The 16,187-nt window shown below is 72.6% G+C and carries 14 protein-coding genes; 5 read left to right on the top strand and 9 right to left on the bottom strand.

What is annotated here, in order from left to right; genetic code table 11:
• Nucleotides 1–145: 145 nt before the first annotated feature.
• Together purU and AB0M11_RS34970 are read right to left on the bottom strand one after the other, a co-directional pair.
• Nucleotides 146–1,030 (bottom strand): formyltetrahydrofolate deformylase, encoded by an 885-nt coding sequence (purU, locus tag AB0M11_RS34975; RefSeq protein ID WP_365712181.1) that lies wholly within the window; start codon nt 1,028–1,030, stop codon nt 146–148.
• 101 nt (nt 1,031–1,131) lie between these two features.
• The gene (locus tag AB0M11_RS34970; RefSeq protein ID WP_365712180.1) at nt 1,132–1,632 is read right to left on the bottom strand and encodes a hypothetical protein; all 501 of its coding nucleotides are present in this window, start codon (nt 1,630–1,632) and stop codon (nt 1,132–1,134) included.
• Between the two features lie 118 nt (nt 1,633–1,750).
• Here AB0M11_RS34970 and AB0M11_RS34965 point away from each other — a divergent pair, with 118 nt between their 5' ends.
• The gene (locus tag AB0M11_RS34965) at nt 1,751–3,067 is read left to right on the top strand and encodes an ABC transporter substrate-binding protein (protein ID WP_365712178.1); all 1,317 of its coding nucleotides are present in this window, start codon (nt 1,751–1,753) and stop codon (nt 3,065–3,067) included.
• Nucleotides 3,068–3,152: 85 nt separating this feature from the next.
• Here AB0M11_RS34965 and AB0M11_RS34960 read toward each other — a convergent pair whose 3' ends face one another.
• Both AB0M11_RS34960 and AB0M11_RS34955 read right to left on the bottom strand, forming a co-directional pair.
• The gene (locus tag AB0M11_RS34960; protein ID WP_365712177.1) at nt 3,153–4,742 is read right to left on the bottom strand and encodes a hypothetical protein; all 1,590 of its coding nucleotides are present in this window, start codon (nt 4,740–4,742) and stop codon (nt 3,153–3,155) included.
• 199 nt (nt 4,743–4,941) lie between these two features.
• Nucleotides 4,942–6,327, bottom strand: coding sequence for a transcriptional regulator (locus AB0M11_RS34955; protein ID WP_365712176.1), 1,386 nt, complete (start codon nt 6,325–6,327; stop codon nt 4,942–4,944).
• Between the two features lie 274 nt (nt 6,328–6,601).
• Between AB0M11_RS34955 and AB0M11_RS34950 the strand changes: the two genes are divergently transcribed.
• From AB0M11_RS34950 to AB0M11_RS34940, 3 genes are all read left to right on the top strand, one after another.
• The gene (locus AB0M11_RS34950) at nt 6,602–7,264 is read left to right on the top strand and encodes a bifunctional DNA primase/polymerase (protein WP_365712175.1); all 663 of its coding nucleotides are present in this window, start codon (nt 6,602–6,604) and stop codon (nt 7,262–7,264) included.
• 196 nt (nt 7,265–7,460) lie between these two features.
• Nucleotides 7,461–8,234: an ABC transporter ATP-binding protein gene (locus AB0M11_RS34945; RefSeq protein WP_365712174.1), complete on the top strand. Its 774-nt coding sequence runs from the start codon at nt 7,461–7,463 to the stop codon at nt 8,232–8,234.
• A complete protein-coding gene (locus tag AB0M11_RS34940; RefSeq protein WP_365712173.1) occupies nt 8,231–9,823 on the top strand; it encodes a transporter in 1,593 nt (530 codons plus the stop codon). The genes AB0M11_RS34945 and AB0M11_RS34940 overlap by 4 nt, the downstream gene beginning before the upstream one ends.
• Nucleotides 9,824–9,922: 99 nt before the next feature.
• Here AB0M11_RS34940 and AB0M11_RS34935 read toward each other — a convergent pair whose 3' ends face one another.
• Nucleotides 9,923–10,783: an alpha/beta hydrolase gene (locus AB0M11_RS34935; protein WP_365712172.1), complete on the bottom strand. Its 861-nt coding sequence runs from the start codon at nt 10,781–10,783 to the stop codon at nt 9,923–9,925.
• A 497-nt stretch (nt 10,784–11,280) separates the two neighbouring features.
• Nucleotides 11,281–11,973 (bottom strand): metal-dependent transcriptional regulator, encoded by a 693-nt coding sequence (locus AB0M11_RS34930; RefSeq protein WP_093501586.1) that lies wholly within the window; start codon nt 11,971–11,973, stop codon nt 11,281–11,283.
• Nucleotides 11,974–12,288: 315 nt separating this feature from the next.
• Here AB0M11_RS34930 and AB0M11_RS34925 point away from each other — a divergent pair, with 315 nt between their 5' ends.
• A complete protein-coding gene (locus tag AB0M11_RS34925; protein ID WP_365712171.1) occupies nt 12,289–13,044 on the top strand; it encodes an SIS domain-containing protein in 756 nt (251 codons plus the stop codon).
• A 64-nt stretch (nt 13,045–13,108) separates the two neighbouring features.
• On the opposite strand, the gene AB0M11_RS34920 is transcribed toward AB0M11_RS34925, so the two are convergent.
• The 3 genes from AB0M11_RS34920 to pdxH all read right to left on the bottom strand — a co-directional run bounded on the left by AB0M11_RS34920 (nt 13,109) and on the right by pdxH (nt 16,146).
• Nucleotides 13,109–14,530, bottom strand: coding sequence for a PAS domain S-box protein (locus AB0M11_RS34920; protein ID WP_365712170.1), 1,422 nt, complete (start codon nt 14,528–14,530; stop codon nt 13,109–13,111).
• A 113-nt stretch (nt 14,531–14,643) separates the two neighbouring features.
• A complete protein-coding gene (locus tag AB0M11_RS34915; RefSeq protein ID WP_365712169.1) occupies nt 14,644–15,084 on the bottom strand; it encodes a GNAT family N-acetyltransferase in 441 nt (146 codons plus the stop codon).
• A gap of 369 nt (nt 15,085–15,453) precedes the next feature.
• Entirely contained in the window at nt 15,454–16,146 is a 693-nt protein-coding gene (gene pdxH / locus AB0M11_RS34910; protein WP_365712168.1) for a pyridoxamine 5'-phosphate oxidase, read from the bottom strand.
• Between the last annotated feature and the right edge of the window lie 41 nt (nt 16,147–16,187).

The following is a 16,187-nucleotide window of genomic DNA, read 5'->3' as shown; positions in this document are numbered from 1 at the left end:
CCCTAAAAGAAGGGGGCACTGCAGCTCGCTTCTTTTAGGGGCGCGGGGAACTGCGCGAACGACCCCCACGCGCCCGCAGTCGCCGTACGACGGAGACCACCCGGCCCCTCGGGCGCCGCCCGGCCCCCTGCACGGAAAGGTGCCGTCAGGCGAAGACGACCGTCCGTCGGCCGTTGAGCAGGATGCGGCGCTCCGCGTGCCACTTCACCGCCCGCGCCAGCGCCTGGCACTCCACGTCGCGGCCGATCGCGACCAGCTGGTCGGGGGTGACGTCGTGGCCGACCCGCTCGACCTCCTGCTCGATGATCGGCCCCTCGTCCAGGTCCGCGGTGACGTAGTGCGCCGTCGCGCCGATCAGCTTGACGCCCCGCGCATGCGCCTGGTGGTACGGCTTCGCCCCCTTGAAGCTCGGCAGGAACGAGTGGTGGATGTTGATGATCCGCCCGCTCAGCTGCTTGCACAGGTCGTCCGAGAGGACCTGCATGTAGCGGGCCAGCACCACCAGCTCGACGTTCTCCTCGCGGACGAGGTCCAGCAGCCGGGCCTCGGCGTCGGCCTTCGTCTCCTTCGTCACCGGGATGTGGTGGAAGGGCACATGGTACGACTCCACCAGCTCCGCGAAGTCGGTGTGGTTGGACACCACGGCCGCGATCTCCACCGGCAGCGCTCCGATGCGGGCGCGGAAGAGCAGGTCGTTCAGGCAGTGCCCGAACTTGCTGACCATGAGGACGACGCGCATCTTCTCGTCGGCCCGGTTGATCTGCCATTCCATGTGGAAGGAGTCACCGATCGCCGCGAAGCTCGCCCGCAGCTTGTCGACCGTCACCGGCGCGTCGGCCGAGAAGTGCACCCGCATGAAGAACAGACCCGTGTCGTGGTCCCCGAACTGCTGGCTGTCCTCGATGTTGCAACCGGTCATGAAGAGGTAGCTCGACACGGCGTGCACGATGCCCTTCTTGTCCGGGCAGGAGAGCGTGAGGACGTACTGGTCGGCCGGGGCGGCCTGGGCTCGGGTGGACTGATCGGTCATGCCCCACAGAATCTCATGCCCCGCCCGCCCAGGCGCTCCCTGTCCGCAACGCGGACCTGCGCGGACTGCGCGGGCCGGCGCGGACTGCGCGGGCCGGCGGCTCAGGCGGCCCGCGTCATGATCCGCAGCACGTCGAGGCTGCGCGGCGGGCTGTCCGGGTCGTCGCCGTCGCTCGCCGCCAGGCGTATGTGCGCGTCCCGGGCGGCCCGCACCGCGTCCGGCCACCCCTGGTGGTCGAGGTAGGCGGAGACCGGCGCGTCCGGCCCGACCTGGTGCATGATCCGCAGCACCCGCAGCACCGCGGTGTCGACGAGCGCCGCCTCCTGCGAGTCGCGGAATATCGTCCCGACGTATTTCTCCGCGGACCAGTTGTCCAGCCAGGTGTCCTCGACCAGCCGGTAGACCGCGTCGGTCACGTCGCCGTACCCGTCCTGACCGGCCAGCCAGACGTTCCGCTGGAAGTCCGGGTCGGAGAGCATGTGCAGCGCGGAGCGCACATTGCTGCGCCAGCGCCACCACGGCATGTCGTTGAGTGGCATGCCGCCCATGGTGGAGGAGCGACGGCCGCGACGGGAAGAGTTCTCCGAACCTTGCACGGTCATCGATCGTACGTTCCTGGTCACACCCCCCGAACGACACCCCCGTAATTCACCTGTGAGCCACTCCTCGTTGACCGTGGGTCACTTCCCGGTTCGTGATGTGACGGAATCGTGCGTGTCCATGACCGGCAGGCTCCGCACCTTCAGCATCACTCTCCGCAGTGCCCTTCCCGCCACCCACCGGCGCGTCAGAGCCACCGCCCTGTCCGCGGCGGCCATGACCGTCTGCGCATCCCTCGCCGCCGGCTGCGGCACCATCCCAGGGATGTCGGCCTCGGCGGACGACACGATCAAGGTGATGACCTGGGCGCCGCAGGGGACCAGCGCCACCAACAAGCCCGGCATGCCCGCCATGGCCTCCGCCTACATCAAGTGGATCAACTCCCAGGGCGGCATCCACGGCCGCAAGCTCAAGCTCGTCACCTGCAACGACCACAACAGCAGCGTGGGCGCGGCGAGCTGCGCCCAGCGGGCGGTCGACGAGGACGTCGCCGCCGTGGTCGGCTCCTACAGCCAGTTCGGCGACTCCTACTTCGCCCCCCTGGAGGGCGCGGCCATCCCCTACATAGGCGGCTACGGGGCGTCGAACGAGGAGTTCACCAGCCCCGTCTCCTACCCGGTCAACGGCGGCTCGCTCACCCTGCTGGCCGGGCTCGGGGAGGCGCTGGCCGACTCGTGCGGCCCGGTCACCCTGGTCCGCCCCGACACCATCGCCGGCGACCAGCTGCCCCAGCTGCTCGACTCGGGTCTCAGGGCGGGCGGCCACGCCAAGGCGATCGACCAGCTCGCGGCGGAGAATCTCACCGAGTACGACGCGCAGTCCCAGAAGGCCGTGGAGAGCGCCTCCTCGGACCCGTCGAGGACGGGCTGCGTGGTGCCCGAGCTGGGCGGCCGCACGGCCACCTTCATGGACAGCTTCCAGCGCGCCCGCCAGGGCCACCCGACAGTGAAGACGGCCGCCGAGATCGGCAGTGTCGACCAGACGGTGATCAACTCCACGGGCGGGGCGCGCGGTCCCTACGAGGGGTCCTACATCACCGGCTGGTACCCCGTGGCCTCGGACCGGCGCTGGGACGAGATGAAGAAGGTGATCAACAAGGAGGCCTTCGGCGACAACCGGATCGACCCGGCCGACGCCGGGGTGCAGACCACCTGGATCGCCTACCAGGTCCTCACCGCCGCGCTGGAGAAGATCGGCGACGGCGAGGTCAGCGCCGACAGTGTGCGCCGCACCCTCAACGACGGGCTGAAGGTCTCCACCGGTGGCCTCACCCCGTCCCTGTCCTGGCCCTACCAGGGCAGGCTGGCCGCGGCCGGCTTCGCCCGGCTGGTCAACGCCGACGTGAACGTCCAGACGGTCAAGGGCGGCCTGCTGCAGTCGGCGCACCAGCAGGCCCTGGACATGACCGACATCCTGGAGAACGCCGACCTGAGCTGACGGCCGGCCCGTCACCGGCCGACCCGTCAGCGCTCCGCACGACCCGGCCGCCGCCGTGGCTGGGCCGGCGGTTGGCGGCCGGCGGCTACAGCTGGGTCGGCTGCCGCTGGGTCAGTCCGTACTTGCTCGCGATCGCGTTCCACAGCGCGGCCGCCTTCACCTTCTGGCTGCTGGCCGTGCCGCTCTCCCGGTTGCCGGCGGCGGTCTGGCCGGTGGCGCGGGCCTGGCCCTTGTGGCAGCCGTGCTTGCCCCTGGCCTGGTCGGCCCAGGCCGCGTAGTGGTTGTCGGCGTTCGCGGAGGCCTGCCAGGCCCGGGTGAGCGCGGTGCTCAGCTCGGCGTTGTCCGGCAGCTTGTCGATGGACAGCTTGGCCAGCCGGGTGACCAGCTCGGCGCGCTGCTGGGCGGCGTTGCGCAGGTCGGAGGCGGAGCCGTCCAGGTTCTGGCACTGCTTCACCTGGGCGACGGCGTTGATCACCGAGGCCCGGCTGCTGCCGCTGTCGGCGAGCAGCTTGTCCAGGGCGACGGCCTGTGCCTTCGCGGGGTCACCCGCGGCCGAGGAGGAGCCGTCGGAGGCCGAGGCGGAGGCAGCGACCGTCTTGTCGCCGCCGCCCGAACCCCCGCCGCCGCTGAACAGGGCACCGGCGCCGATGCCGAGCACGGCGATGCCGATCCCGACCGCGGCGATCAGCGGCACCTTCGACCGGCCGCCGCGACCGCCCCGGCCGCCACCGTCGTCGTACGACGTGGGGGGCGGGGTGTACGCCGGCGGCTGCTGGTAGCCGCTCTGGGGCTGCGGCTGGGGCTGGAAGCGCGGCATCTGGGCCGTGGACGCGGCCGGGGGCTCACCGCCCGGCGCGCTGCGGAAGAGGTTGTCGAACTCGGCGGGCGGCTGCCGGTCGCCCCCGCCCTGCGGTCCGGCGGCGGCCTGGTACGGCGGGATGTACTGCGTGGCCTCGGCGTCGGAGTGCGCCGCGGGGCCGGACTGCCGGCCGGGGAAGGCGGTCTGCCCGTGGGACTCCGGCGGCAGCGCACCGGGACCCACCGGCGGGATCAGCTGGGTGGCGCCCTCGGAGGCCGCGGGCACCGGCGGTATGTACTGCGTGGCGCCCTCGTCCAGCGGCGCGGCGGGCACCGGCGGTATGTACTGGGTGGCCCCCTCGTCGGCGGGCGGCACCGCACCGCCGTAGGCGTCGTGGCCGACGGCCGGGGGCAGCGGGGCGCCGTACGACTGCTGGGGCTGGGGCGCGCCGTAGCCGTACGCCTGCTCGTAGCCGCCGCCGTACGACGGGGTCGGCGCCCCCTCCGGCGGCAGCGGACCGGCGCCGGGGGCCTGGGCCTGGTCGGTGTGGGCCGGTGCCCCGTGCGACTGGGGGGCGTGCGACTGGGCGGTCCAGGCGGGCGGCAGCGGCGATTCGGGGGCGGCCCACTCCTGGCCCGCCGCCTGCGGCCAGCCCTGGCCGGGCGACTGGGGCTGCGGGCTCTGCTGGTGGCTCTGCGGCCGGCCGGGGCCCCACGGCTGGCCCCAGGACTGGCCATCGGGCGGCGCTGCGGCCGGGGCGGGCGGCTGCGCGGCGGGGACGGGGCTGCCCGTCATACCCGGCAGCAGGGGCTCGCCACCGTCCGAGGGCAGCACGATGCCTTCGCGCGCGGGCTCGCCCTGTCCACTCTGCGTCACCGGGACTCCTACCAATGGGGGACCTTGTGAATCGGACTCACGCTACCGGGTCACCTCAGCAGGGTGCCACGCAGCCAAGGGCGCGATCTTGTTCCCTGTGACAGCAGTAACAAAACCGCCCCGCGGTGCGCTGTACACGCCGCTTCCAGCACGGCAAGGCGGGGTTTCCCGCCCGTTCACGCAGCCGCGGGGCGGACATTCACGCGGCCGCCTGCAGATCCAGGCGCGCTCCGAACTCCCTGACCACCGGTTCGTCCCGGAACGGCTCCAGCCGCTGCTGGAAGTCCTCCAGGTACTCGGCGCCGCGGTTGGAGCGGACCGTCTCCAGCAGTTCGACCGCCTTCGTCCCGGTGGCGCAGGCCTGTTCGATCTCCCGCTGCTGCACCTGCGCTGTGGCGAGGAGCACATAGCCGATCGCCCGGCGCCGGGCCCGGGTCTCCGGGTGCCCGTCCAGCGACTGCTGCGCGCACCTGGCGGCCGCCTCGGCCTGGCCCAGGTCGCGGTGGCAGTGCGCCAACTCGTCGGCCAGGTAGGCCTCGTCGAAGTGCCTGATCCACGCCGGGTCGTCCCCGGACGCCGGATCGGCCGCCTCCATCGCCGACACCGCCCGCCCGGACGCCAGTTGCGCCGAGCGCACGTCGCCGAGCAGGGCGTGGCCACGGGCCTCGGCCGCGAAGAACATCGCCTCCGCGCGCGGGGTCACGCGGCCCCGCGCCCCCTCCTGGGCCGCCCGCGCCAACTGGGCGATCTCCCGCGGGTTGCCGAGCTGCGCGGCGAGATGGCTCATCGAGGAGGCGAGCACATAGCCGCCGTAGCCGCGGTCGCCGGCCGCCTGCGCGAGGCGCAGCGACTGGATGTAGTACCGCTGGGCGAGCCCGGGTTGACCGGTGTCGACGGCCATGTACCCGGCCAGTTCGGTGAGCCGGGCGACGGCCGCGAACAACTCCCGCCCCACGGACTCCCGGTAGGAGCCGGCCAGCAGCCCGGAGACGACGCTGTTGAGGTAGTGCACGACGACCGGGCGCACATGCCCGCTGCCGAACTGGTGGTCGAGGTCGGTGAGGGCCTGCGTCATCGCCTTCACCGCCGCGACGTCCGACGGCCCGACCCGCGGCCCCGCCTGCCGCGCCACCTGCGCGTCCGGCGCCGAGATCAGCCAGTCCCGGCTGGGCTCCACCAGCGCGGACGCGGCGACCGAGGAACCCGACAGGAAGTCCCGGCGTCCCACGTCGCTGCGCCACAGCTCGCAGACCTGCTCGATGGCCCCCAGCACCGTCGGCGAGAACTGGAGACCGACCCCCGAGGCGAGGTTCTTGCCGTTGGCCATGCCGATCTCGTCGATCGTGACCGTACGGCCCAGCTTGCGGCCCAGCGCCTCGGCGATGATCGCCGGCGCCCGGCCCCGCGGCTGCTGGCCGCGCAGCCAGCGCGCCACGGACGTCTTGTCGTACCGGAGGTCGAGACCGTGCTCGGCGCCGCACATGTTGACCCGGCGGGCGAGCCCGGCGTTCGAGCACCCCGCCTCCTGGATGAGCGCCTGCAACCGTTCGTTCGGCTGCCGCGCGACAAGCGGCCTTGCGGCCATGGCGTACCCCCTGCGAACTCCCTGTAGGGAAAAGATCCGGCCTTTGCGATCACTGCCCAGCAGACATACCGACAATGCGGGACATGCGAAGATTGCCGGGTAAAGGCGGCGGAACTTCGGGCACGGCCGCCGCCAACCCCCCACGTGTGACTACCCGCTCACGCCCCGGTTCCTCCTGCGCGCCCCCACACATGCATCCATGCGCCCCGATTGCGGAGAGGATGCTCCTCCCCCGCGCGCGCTACGCCCGTAACTCCAGGTGGACGCGGGAGTTGTGTTGAACGTGGAAGAGACGATCGTGGGCACCGACGCCGCTCAGATTCCGAAGCAGCGTGGGGAATCGCTGCTGGACACCGCCGTACGCTACGCCGAGGAGCGCCACTGGGACGTCTTCCCGGGCACCTGGCTGGAAGCGGTCGAGGGGGTGCAACGCTGCTCCTGCGGCGAGGTCGCGTGCGGCGCGCCCGGCGCGCACGCGGCGCACCCGGACTGGGCGACGCAGGCGACCGGCAGTGCGACGGTGGCGCGCCGGATGTGGCAGAACCAGCCGACGGCGTCGATCCTGCTGCCGACGGGGCGGACCTTCGACGCGCTGTCCGTCCCGGAGACGGCGGGGTTTCTCGCGCTGGCGCGCATGGAGCGGATGGAGCTGACACTGGGGCCGGTGACGCTGACCCCCGACCGCCGGATGCAGTTCTTCGTTCTGCCGGGTGCGTCGGCGAAGGTGCCGGACCTGGTGCGGAAGCTGGGCTGGTCACCGGCGTCGCTGGACCTTACGGCGCTCGGGGAGGGGGCGTATGTGCCGGCGCCGCCCACACGGTACGGCTCGCGGGGGGCGGTGCAGTGGGCGTGCCGGCCGACGGCCGCGAACCGGTGGCTGCCGGACGTGGAGGAATTGATCTCGCCGTTGGCGTACGCGTGCGGGAGGGACCGGTAGCGCGCCTGCCGCTGCCGGGTGCTGTGTCGTGCGCGGCTGCGGACCCATCGTGGCTGATCGCGCAGTTCCCCGCGCCCCTTACGGGGCGCTGCGCAACCGCCTCTCCTCAGCCGCGCCCACCCGGCAAGCGTCCCCACCCCGCCTCAGCCTCCCCCACTCGGACCCCCGGAGCTCGCCGCACCCATAGGGTTGGCCCATGACCGATGCCGTGCGTGTTCGTGGGCTCTGGAAGCGGTTTGGGCAGCAGGTGGCCGTCGGCGGGATCGACCTGTCGCTGCCCGCCGGGAAGTTCGTCGGGCTCGTCGGGCCGAACGGCGCCGGCAAGACCACCACCCTGTCCATGGTGACCGGACTGCTCCGCCCCGATCAGGGCTCCGTCGAGGTCGTCGGCCACGACGTGTGGCAGGACCCGGTGGCCGTGAAGGCCCGCATCGGCGTCCTCCCCGAAGGCCTCCGTCTCTTCGAACGGCTCTCCGGACGGGAACTGCTCGGCTACTCCGGCCGCCTGCGCGGACTCCCCGGCGCCGAGGTCGACAAGCGGGCCGCCCAGCTCCTGGACGTCCTCGACCTCGCCGGCGCCCAGCACAAACTCGTCGTCGACTACTCGACCGGCATGCGCAAGAAGATCGGGCTGGCCGCCGCTCTCCTCCACAACCCCGAAGTCCTCTTCCTGGACGAGCCGTTCGAGGGTGTCGACCCGGTGTCCGCACAGACCATCCGGGGCGTGCTGGAGCGGTACACCGCCTCCGGCGCGACCGTCGTCTTCTCCTCCCACGTGATGGAGCTCGTCGAGTCGCTGTGCGACTGGGTCGCGGTGATGGCGGCCGGCCGGATCCGGGCGACGGGGCCCCTGGCCGAGGTGCGCGGGGCGCACCCCACCCTCCAGGCGGCGTTCCTCGAACTCGTCGGGGCGAGCGGGCGGGACACCGCCTCCGACCTGGACTGGCTGGGCGGCGGGGCGGCCCGATGACCGACGTGACCGCCACCGTCGTACGGCTGAAGCTGTCGCTGCTGCGCAACGGGCTGCGGCAGTCCGGCGGCCGACGCGCCGCGTTCGTCGCGTCGGCCGTCCTCGCGCTGCTGTTCGGCGCGGCGCAACTGCTGGGGCTGGTCCTGCTGCGCGGGAACCCGCACGCGGACGCGGTGGCGGTGCCGGGGGCCGCCGTGCTGGCGCTGGGGTGGGCGGTGATGCCGCTGTTCTTCCCGAGCGGCGACGAGACCCTGGACCCGACCCGGCTGGTGATGCTCCCGCTCCGGCCCCGCCCTCTGGTCCGGGCCCTGCTGGCCGCGTCGCTGGTCGGCATCGGCCCCCTGTTCAGCCTGTTGCTGCTGGTGGGCTGCGCGCTGGCGGTGGCGCACGGCGCGGCCGGTTACGGCGTCACGGTCGTCGCCGTGGTCCTCGCGCTGCTGGTCTGCGTGGCCCTCGCCCGCGCGGTGGCCGCCGCGAACGTACGGCTGCTCACCAGCCGCAAGGGCCGTGACCTGGCCGTGCTGAGCGGCCTGGTCATCGCGGTCGGCACGCAGCTCGTCAACTTCGGCGCCCAGAGCCTCGGTTCGGCCGGACTCGGGCGGCTCGCGCCGGTGGCCGACGTGCTGCGGTGGGTGCCGCCCGCGTCGGCGATCGGCGCGGTGCGGTCGGCGAGCGAGGGGTCGTACGGCGCGGCGGCCCTGCAGCTCGGGCTGTCCGCCGCCGCGCTGGGACTGCTCGTCGGCGCCTGGGCGCGGACACTGACCCGCCTGATGACCTCACCTGACGGATCCACCCTCCAGGCGCCCGACGCGGCCGTCCGGAGCCGTTCGCCGGAAGGCCGCGGGACGGGGCGGCTGCTGCCCGGCGGACGCACCGGTACGGTCATGGCGCGCAGCCTGCGCTACGTCTGGCGCGACCCCAAGACCAAGGCCGCCTGGGTGACCTCGCTGGCCATCGGCCTGATCGTGCCCGTCTTCAACGCCCTGCAGGGCACCGGCTCGATCTACTTCGCGTGCTTCGCCGCCGGGATGCTCGGCATCCAGATGTACAACCAGTTCGGGCAGGACACCTCCGCCTTCTGGATGGTGGCGTTGACCATTTCGTCCGCCCGGGACGCCTACACCGAACTGCGCGGGCGGGCGCTGGCCCTGCTGGTGATCACCCTGCCGTACGCCACGCTGGTGACCGTCCTGACCACGGCACTGCTGGGCGACTGGCCCCGGCTCCCCGAGGTGCTGGGTCTCTCCTTCGCCCTGCTGGGCGCGATGCTGGCGACCGGCGCCTGGACCTCCGCCCGCTTCCCCTACTCCATCCCCCAGGAGGGCCACAAGAACGTGGCCCCCGGCCAGGCCGGCCTGGCATGGATCGCGATCTTCGGCGGCATGGTCTCGGCGGCCCTGCTGTGTGCCCCCGTCATCGCGCTGACGATCGCGCTGAACGTGAGCGCGGGGGGTGAGGCGTGGACCTGGCTGCTGCTGCCGGTGGGGGCGGGTTACGGCGCGGCGGTCACCTGGGCGGGCCTGCGCGCGGCGGCCCCGCGCACGGCGGCGAACCTGCCGGAGATCCTGGCGGCGGTCAGCAAAGGCTGACGGCGCCCGCGACCTGCCCAGGGGCGCGAGGAACTGCGCGACCAGCCACGACGCACCCGCGGCCGCGACACCACACCGCCGCCCCTCCGCTCGCGCTCTTCACTCCCCCAGCCGGTCGAGAAACGGCTCCACAGCCGCCCGCCACGCCTCCGGCCGGTCGTACGGCAGCAGGTGACCCGCGTCCGCCACCTCGGCGTACTCCCCCTTCGGCAGCACCCGGACCATCTCCTGCGCCTCCGCCCGCCCCAGCTCCCCGTCCACCCCGCGCACCACCAGCGTGGGGCACGGCACCTGGGCCAGTTCCTCCCAGTGCGCGTCGTACACCCACGTCTCCCGGGACTTCAGCATCCGGTCGGGGTCGAACACCGGCCGCCAGCCGTCGGGTCCCTCGTGCATCACCTCGGCGTAGAACTCCCCGCGTGCCGGATTCGGCCGCTCCACCCAGGGGTCGTCCTCGCCGAACCACTTGCGCACGTCGGCGAGCGTGGCGAACGGAACGGGCCAGGACTTGAACCAGTCGGCCCATTCGCGCTGCGAGGCGGCGCCGAGCGCGGAGGCCCGCATGTCGCAGATGATCAGACCCCGCACCAGTTCGGGGCGTTTCGCGGCGAGCTGCCAGGCGGTCAGCGCGCCCATCGCGTGGCCGATGAGCACGGCCGGGGCGAGGCCCAGCTGCTCGACGGCGGCCGCGGCGTCCTCGACGTACGCCTCACGGGTGTAGGCGGCCTGCGGGGGCTTGTCGCTCTGGCCGTGGCCGCGCTGGTCGAGGGCGGCGGCCCGGTGACGCTCGGAGAGCCAGCGGGCGGTGGACGCCCAGTGCGAGGCGCGGCCCATCAGGCCGTGCAGTAACAGCACGCCGGGAGACGACAGGTCCGGATCCTCCGTCTTGGGCGGATCCGCGAACTCCCAGGCGGCGAGGTGTACGCCGCCGGCTCCCGTCACGTCGATGCGCCGTGCCATGGGCCTGGCACCCCCCCTAGCTCCGCGTGCCTACTGTCGCCTCGTATCGCTTCGTGGTGCTTCGGTACCGCTGCAGACTATCGAACCTCTATTCGAAAATCGGGTTCCGGCAGGCAACACCCCTCATTCGAGTGACCCCTCTCCAGGCATGATCGGCGTCGCCGGGGGGATTTCTTCTGCGGGGGGCGGGCCGCTCGGGGAAAACGGTCCGCGGGAATGACCCTGAGAGCTCGGGGCTCCGGGTCAGCACTGGGGAGGACAGGCCCCGGCACCGCAAGGTGCCGGGGCCAAACCCATGCCCGAGCCCTCGGCACATCCTCCCCGCCCCCCTCAGGTCATATGCCTCTCGCGACAGCCTTGCACGCGAAACGTTCCAGCGCTGCGATTCCGCCTACTGGATCTTGGATTCGGCGCGTTCGACACGCACCGGCCGGCAACCGGACAGAAGCATCAACTTCCGCGAGAACAAAGGAAGTTGACTGACCCGGAAACGCCGCTCAGCGCTTGGCCACGAACACGTGGGAGGCGACGTCCGCCTCCAGCTCGGCCGCCTCGCCACCACTGCCCACCAGCACCCCGCCGGCCGCCTCGGTCACGCTCACCACCGAACCGGGCTGCACACCCGCCCGCCGCAGCGTGTACATCAGCTGCGCGTCGGTCTGGATGGGCTCGCCGATCCGGCGCACGACCACCGTCTTGCCGTCCGCGCCCGGATCCAGGTCGGCCAGCGACACCATGCTCTCGTCGAGGAACGGGTCCGCGCCGTCCTTCTCGCCCAGCTCCTCCAGGCCCGGGATCGGATTGCCGTACGGCGACTCGGTCGGGTGCCGCAGCAGCTCCAGCACGCGCCGCTCCACGGCCTCGCTCATCACGTGCTCCCAGCGACACGCCTCGGCGTGCACCTGCTCCCACTCCAGGCCGATCACGTCGACCAGCAGGCACTCGGCGAGCCGGTGCTTGCGCATCACGCGCGTCGCCAGCCGCCGGCCCTCGTCGGTCAGCTCCAGGTGGCGGTCGGTGGCGACGGACACCAGGCCGTCCCGCTCCATCCGCGCCACCGTCTGGCTCACCGTCGGCCCGCTCTGGTCGAGCCGCTCCGCGATGCGGGCGCGCATGGGGACAACGCCTTCCTCTTCCAGCTCGAGGATGGTGCGGAGATACATCTCCGTGGTGTCGATCAGTCCGGACATTCGTGCCCCTCGATTACCTCTGCCGGAAGCCCCGGCCGCGTGCGCTGGCCCTGCCCCCAATTCTGCCGGATCCCACCGACAAGCGGGGGACACCGCGGAAACGGGGGGTGCGGGGGCCGACCTTCGACTGCGGGCCGGTGGGGGCCGACCGCGCAGTTCCCCGCGCCCCCAAAGGGGCGCTGCCCAGCCGTGTCTCATTCAGCCGCGCCCACCCGCACGGAACCACCGGCCATATTGACACCGCCCTGGTCCAGACCTGAGGGTGATCCGCGGCACCAACACAGCCGCTGACGCCGACCGCGCAAAGGGGCCCGCATGAGCGACGGCACGCCCGCCGACCTGTTCTTCGACGCCGCCATCAGCCTCCTGCAACGCGTCCGCGACGAAGAGGCCGACGCCATCACCACCGCCGCCACCCTCCTCGCCGACACCGTCACCTCCGGCGGCCGGCTGTTCGCCTTCGGCGCCGGACACTCCTCCCTCGCCGCCCAGGACGTCGTCTACCGCGCCGGCGGCCTCGCCCTGATGAACCTCCTCGCCGCCCCCGGCCTCGTCGGCGTCGACGTCATGCCCGCCACCCTCGGCTCCCGACTCGAACGCGTCGACGGACTCGCCACCGCCGTCCTCGACACCTCACCCCTGCGCCCCGGCGACGCCCTCGTGATCATCTCCCTGTCCGGCCGCAACGCCCTGCCCGTCGAGATGGCCGCCGAGGCCCGCCGCCGCGGCGTCCGGGTCATCGGCGTGACGTCGGTGGCGTACGCCGCGCAGACCACCTCCCGGCACAGCTCCGGCACCTACCTCAAGGACCACTGCGACGTCGTCCTCGACTCGAAGATCGCCGTCGGGGACGCCGAACTCACCCTCGACACCATCCCGGCGCCCTTCGCCCCCGCCTCCACGGTCGTCACCAGCGCCCTGCTCCAGGCGGTCCTCGCCACCACCGCGGCCACCCTCGCCGACCGCGGCACCGAACCCCCGCTGCTGCGCTCCGGCAACGTCGACGGCGGCCACGAATGGAACGCCCGCGTGTTCGAGGAGTACCGCGACCGCATCTTCTACCAGCACTGAAGCCCCACGGCCGGCACCACCACCGCCACCACCGGCGCCGCCGCCACCCCCGCGACGGCTGCCGCTACGGCTGCCGCTCCCTCACGAGATGGGCCAGGTCCAGCGCGGTGGCGATGCGCACCGCCACGTCCTCCGCGTACGTCGCGTCCGGCCGCTCGAAGCGGTTACGGCCCGAGCCGCGCAGGAACGTCACCACACCCAGCGTCCGCCCCCGGCTGCGCAGCACCGCGCACAACGCGTGCACCACGTCACCCGGCCACTGCCGGTCCAGCGCCCAGGCCCGCGCCCGGTCCAACGGCACCGAACCGGCGTCCGCCCGCACGCTCCCGGCCCGCGCCACGCACTGCAACGCCGGATGCCCCTCCTCGTACCGCACCGGCAGCCCCGCCGCCCCCGTCAGCATGCTCGGCCCCGGCGTACCGGACGGCGTGGCCGCGATCCGCACCAGCCGGACCGGCCCCACCTCCCCGTCGGCCCGGGACCCGCCCACGACCCGGTCGATCACCGCGTGGTCGGCGAACCCGGCCAGCGCGAAGTCCAGATGGACGGTGGCCGCCTCCGCCGGATCCTCGCAGTCGGCGGCCGCACGGGCCGCGCGGTGCAGCTGGTTGGCCCGGAAGCGCAGCGTCGCCGCCTCCTGCTCGGCCTGCTTGGCCTCCGTGACGTCCTGGAACAGCCAGCCGACCCCGAGCGGCACCGGCTCCTCCGCCAACGGCGACGCCAGCCGCAGGAACCCCGACCGCCAGCAGCGCCGCTGCTCGCCCTCCGCCGTCCGCACGCTCACCCACATCTCGGCCGGCGCGGGCGGCGCCCCCTCGGCCAGCACGTGCGTCAGCGCGCTCTCCAGGTCCTCCACACCCTGCGCGAGCAACTCCCCGAGCGGCCGTCCGAGCGCCGACGTACGCCCGATACCAAGCGCCCGCGCGGCGTGCGCGTTGACCACGGCGGGCCGCAGATCCGCGTCCACCAGCACGACACCCCAGGCCGCGTCCTCGAACAGCGCCTCGCTCAGCGCGATCGACCGCTCCAGGTCGATCTGCGTGTGCACCTCGCTGAACGCGCAGTACACCCCCGCCGGCTTCCCGTCCGGCCCGCGTACCGCCGCCGACTGCGTCCGTACCAGGACCCGCCCGCCGTCCTTGGTGAGCAGCGCGAACTCGTGCACCTGGCGCCCCGGCGCGTGCATGGCGGACAGCAGCCGCCCCTCGACCTCGTCGGCGTCGGCCTCCCGCACCGCCCACCCGGCGAACCCGTGCCGGCCCACCGCCTCGGCCGCCGTCCACCCGAGGATCCGCTCGGCCTCACGGTTCCAGTGCGTGACGAAACCGTCCGCGTCGAACGCGCACAGCGCCGCGTCCATACCGTCGAGCAGCGCGGCGAGCAGGTCGGAGCCGCCCGAGTCCTCCGGAGCATCGCGCTCCGGTTCCGGCTCGGGCTCGTCGGGCCCCAGCTCGTCCGTGGCCCCACTACGCCGGGAAGCACTCACCTGGACCCCCATCAGGCTCACTCGCTGCCTTCATTCAACTCGAACGTGACGCAGCCCACACTGTGTTCCCGCAAGATTGAAGGAATCGTTGCAAGCCGCCCCCGGCCACCGCGTCACAGCGCGAGCCGCAGATCCACCCACTCGTCGCTCTCCCCGTCCAGCACATACCGCTCGACCTCGACGAACCCGTACGACTCGGCGAACCGCAGCCCGTCCTCGTTGGCCGCCAGCACACACGTCTCGACGGCCTCGACACCCGGCACGCGCGCGTGCCCGAGAGCGTGTTCGTACAAAGACGCCCCGAACCCCCGCCGCCGGAACTCCGGCAGCACCCGCGCGATCACCGTCACCACCCCACCGACCGCGGGCCGCACGGTCGAACACCCCACCAGCACGTCCCCGGCGTACGCGTTCTCCAACCGATACCCCCGCGCCAGCCGCTCCGCCGCCTCCTCCCCCGACATCGCCGCCGGCGGCACGACGACGTTGTGCACATACCGCCACTCCTCCAACGCCCCGCCCCCGTCCACCGAAACCACCCTCAGCTCACCCACGTGCCCTCTCCCGTCGCCCTGCGCTCTTCATGGCTGGGACGCTAGAGGTCTTGCCACGGCCCGTCACCTACAAAAAATCCCTTGAGCGCCTTCAGTCGGCTTCGTAGGGTGTGAGGTACACGAGAAGGGAGGTGGTTCGGCAGATGTACGACAACCGGACGCGTGAGGTGGCTGCGGGCTAGCGGCCCGTCACCACACCCAGTGCGGTGCCGGACCAGCACGTGACAGACACGTGCAGCCGGCCCAATCCCAAGCAGTCACCCGACCCGCGAGCTCGCCGGTACGTCCGGCCGGCTTCTCCGCCGTACGGCGGAGGGACCCGAGCTCGCGGGTCGTCTGCGTTTTCGGGGCCGGCAGGTCCCTGGGGGCTCAGGGGCTGAGGCGTTCCACGTGCCAGGTGCCGTCGGGGTCGGCGACGTAGCGGAGGCGGTCGTGGAGGCGGTTCTGGCGGCCCTGCCAGAACTCGACGGTCTGGGGGGCGATGCGGAAGCCGCCCCAGTGCGGCGGGACCGGGACCTGTTCGCCCTCGGGGTAGCGGGCGCTGAGCTCCGCGTAGGCGGCGTCGAGTTCGGCGCGGGAGTAGATGACCGTGGACTGGGTGCTGGCCCAGGCACCGAGCTGGGAGCCGTGCGGGCGGGTGCGGAAGTAGGCGGCGGTCTCGTCGCGGCCGGTGCGGCGGGCGGTGCCGGTGACGACGACCTGGCGGGCGATGGCGTGCCAGGGGAAGACCAGCGAGACGTAGGGGTTCGCGGCGAGGTCCTGGGCCTTGCGGGAGTCGTAGTTGGTGTAGAAGACGAAGCCGCGGCTGTCGTACTGCTTCATGAGGACGGTGCGTGAGCTGGGGCGGCCCTCGGCGTCGGCGGTGGCGACGACCATCGCGTTGGGTTCGTAGATCATGCCGTCGGCGGCGGCCCGCGCGGCCTGTTCGAACCAGCGAGTGAACTGGTCCATGGGGTGTGCGGCCAGGTCGTGCTCCTCGAATCCCTCGGCCCGGTAGTGCTTGCGCATCGCGGCGGGGTCGAGGAGGGGTTCGTCGGAGGCGGCGGCGTCGCGATCGGTCACGCGGTCATCTTGCCGTATCGCCCTGCGCGGCACCGGCGGAC

The organism is Streptomyces sp. NPDC051987, assembly GCF_040680735.1.
In the GTDB taxonomy this organism is placed as follows: Bacteria; Actinomycetota; Actinomycetes; order Streptomycetales; family Streptomycetaceae; genus Streptomyces.
Note: the sequence above shows the minus strand (reverse complement) of the source record. Positions and strands in the feature narration are given on the sequence as shown.

Coding starts and splice junctions, on each gene's coding strand:
- AB0M11_RS34955 (WP_365712176.1), bottom strand. CDS start 6,327: ATGGCCGCAAGGCCGCTTGTCGCGCGGCAGCCGAACGAACGGTTGCAG.
- AB0M11_RS34940 (WP_365712173.1), top strand. CDS start 8,231: ATGACCGACGTGACCGCCACCGTCGTACGGCTGAAGCTGTCGCTGCTG.
- AB0M11_RS34965 (WP_365712178.1), top strand. CDS start 1,751: ATGACCGGCAGGCTCCGCACCTTCAGCATCACTCTCCGCAGTGCCCTT.
- AB0M11_RS34970 (WP_365712180.1), bottom strand. CDS start 1,632: ATGACCGTGCAAGGTTCGGAGAACTCTTCCCGTCGCGGCCGTCGCTCC.
- AB0M11_RS34935 (WP_365712172.1), bottom strand. CDS start 10,783: ATGGCACGGCGCATCGACGTGACGGGAGCCGGCGGCGTACACCTCGCC.
- AB0M11_RS34945 (WP_365712174.1), top strand. CDS start 7,461: ATGACCGATGCCGTGCGTGTTCGTGGGCTCTGGAAGCGGTTTGGGCAG.
- AB0M11_RS34925 (WP_365712171.1), top strand. CDS start 12,289: ATGAGCGACGGCACGCCCGCCGACCTGTTCTTCGACGCCGCCATCAGC.
- purU (WP_365712181.1), bottom strand. CDS start 1,030: ATGACCGATCAGTCCACCCGAGCCCAGGCCGCCCCGGCCGACCAGTAC.
- AB0M11_RS34930 (WP_093501586.1), bottom strand. CDS start 11,973: ATGTCCGGACTGATCGACACCACGGAGATGTATCTCCGCACCATCCTC.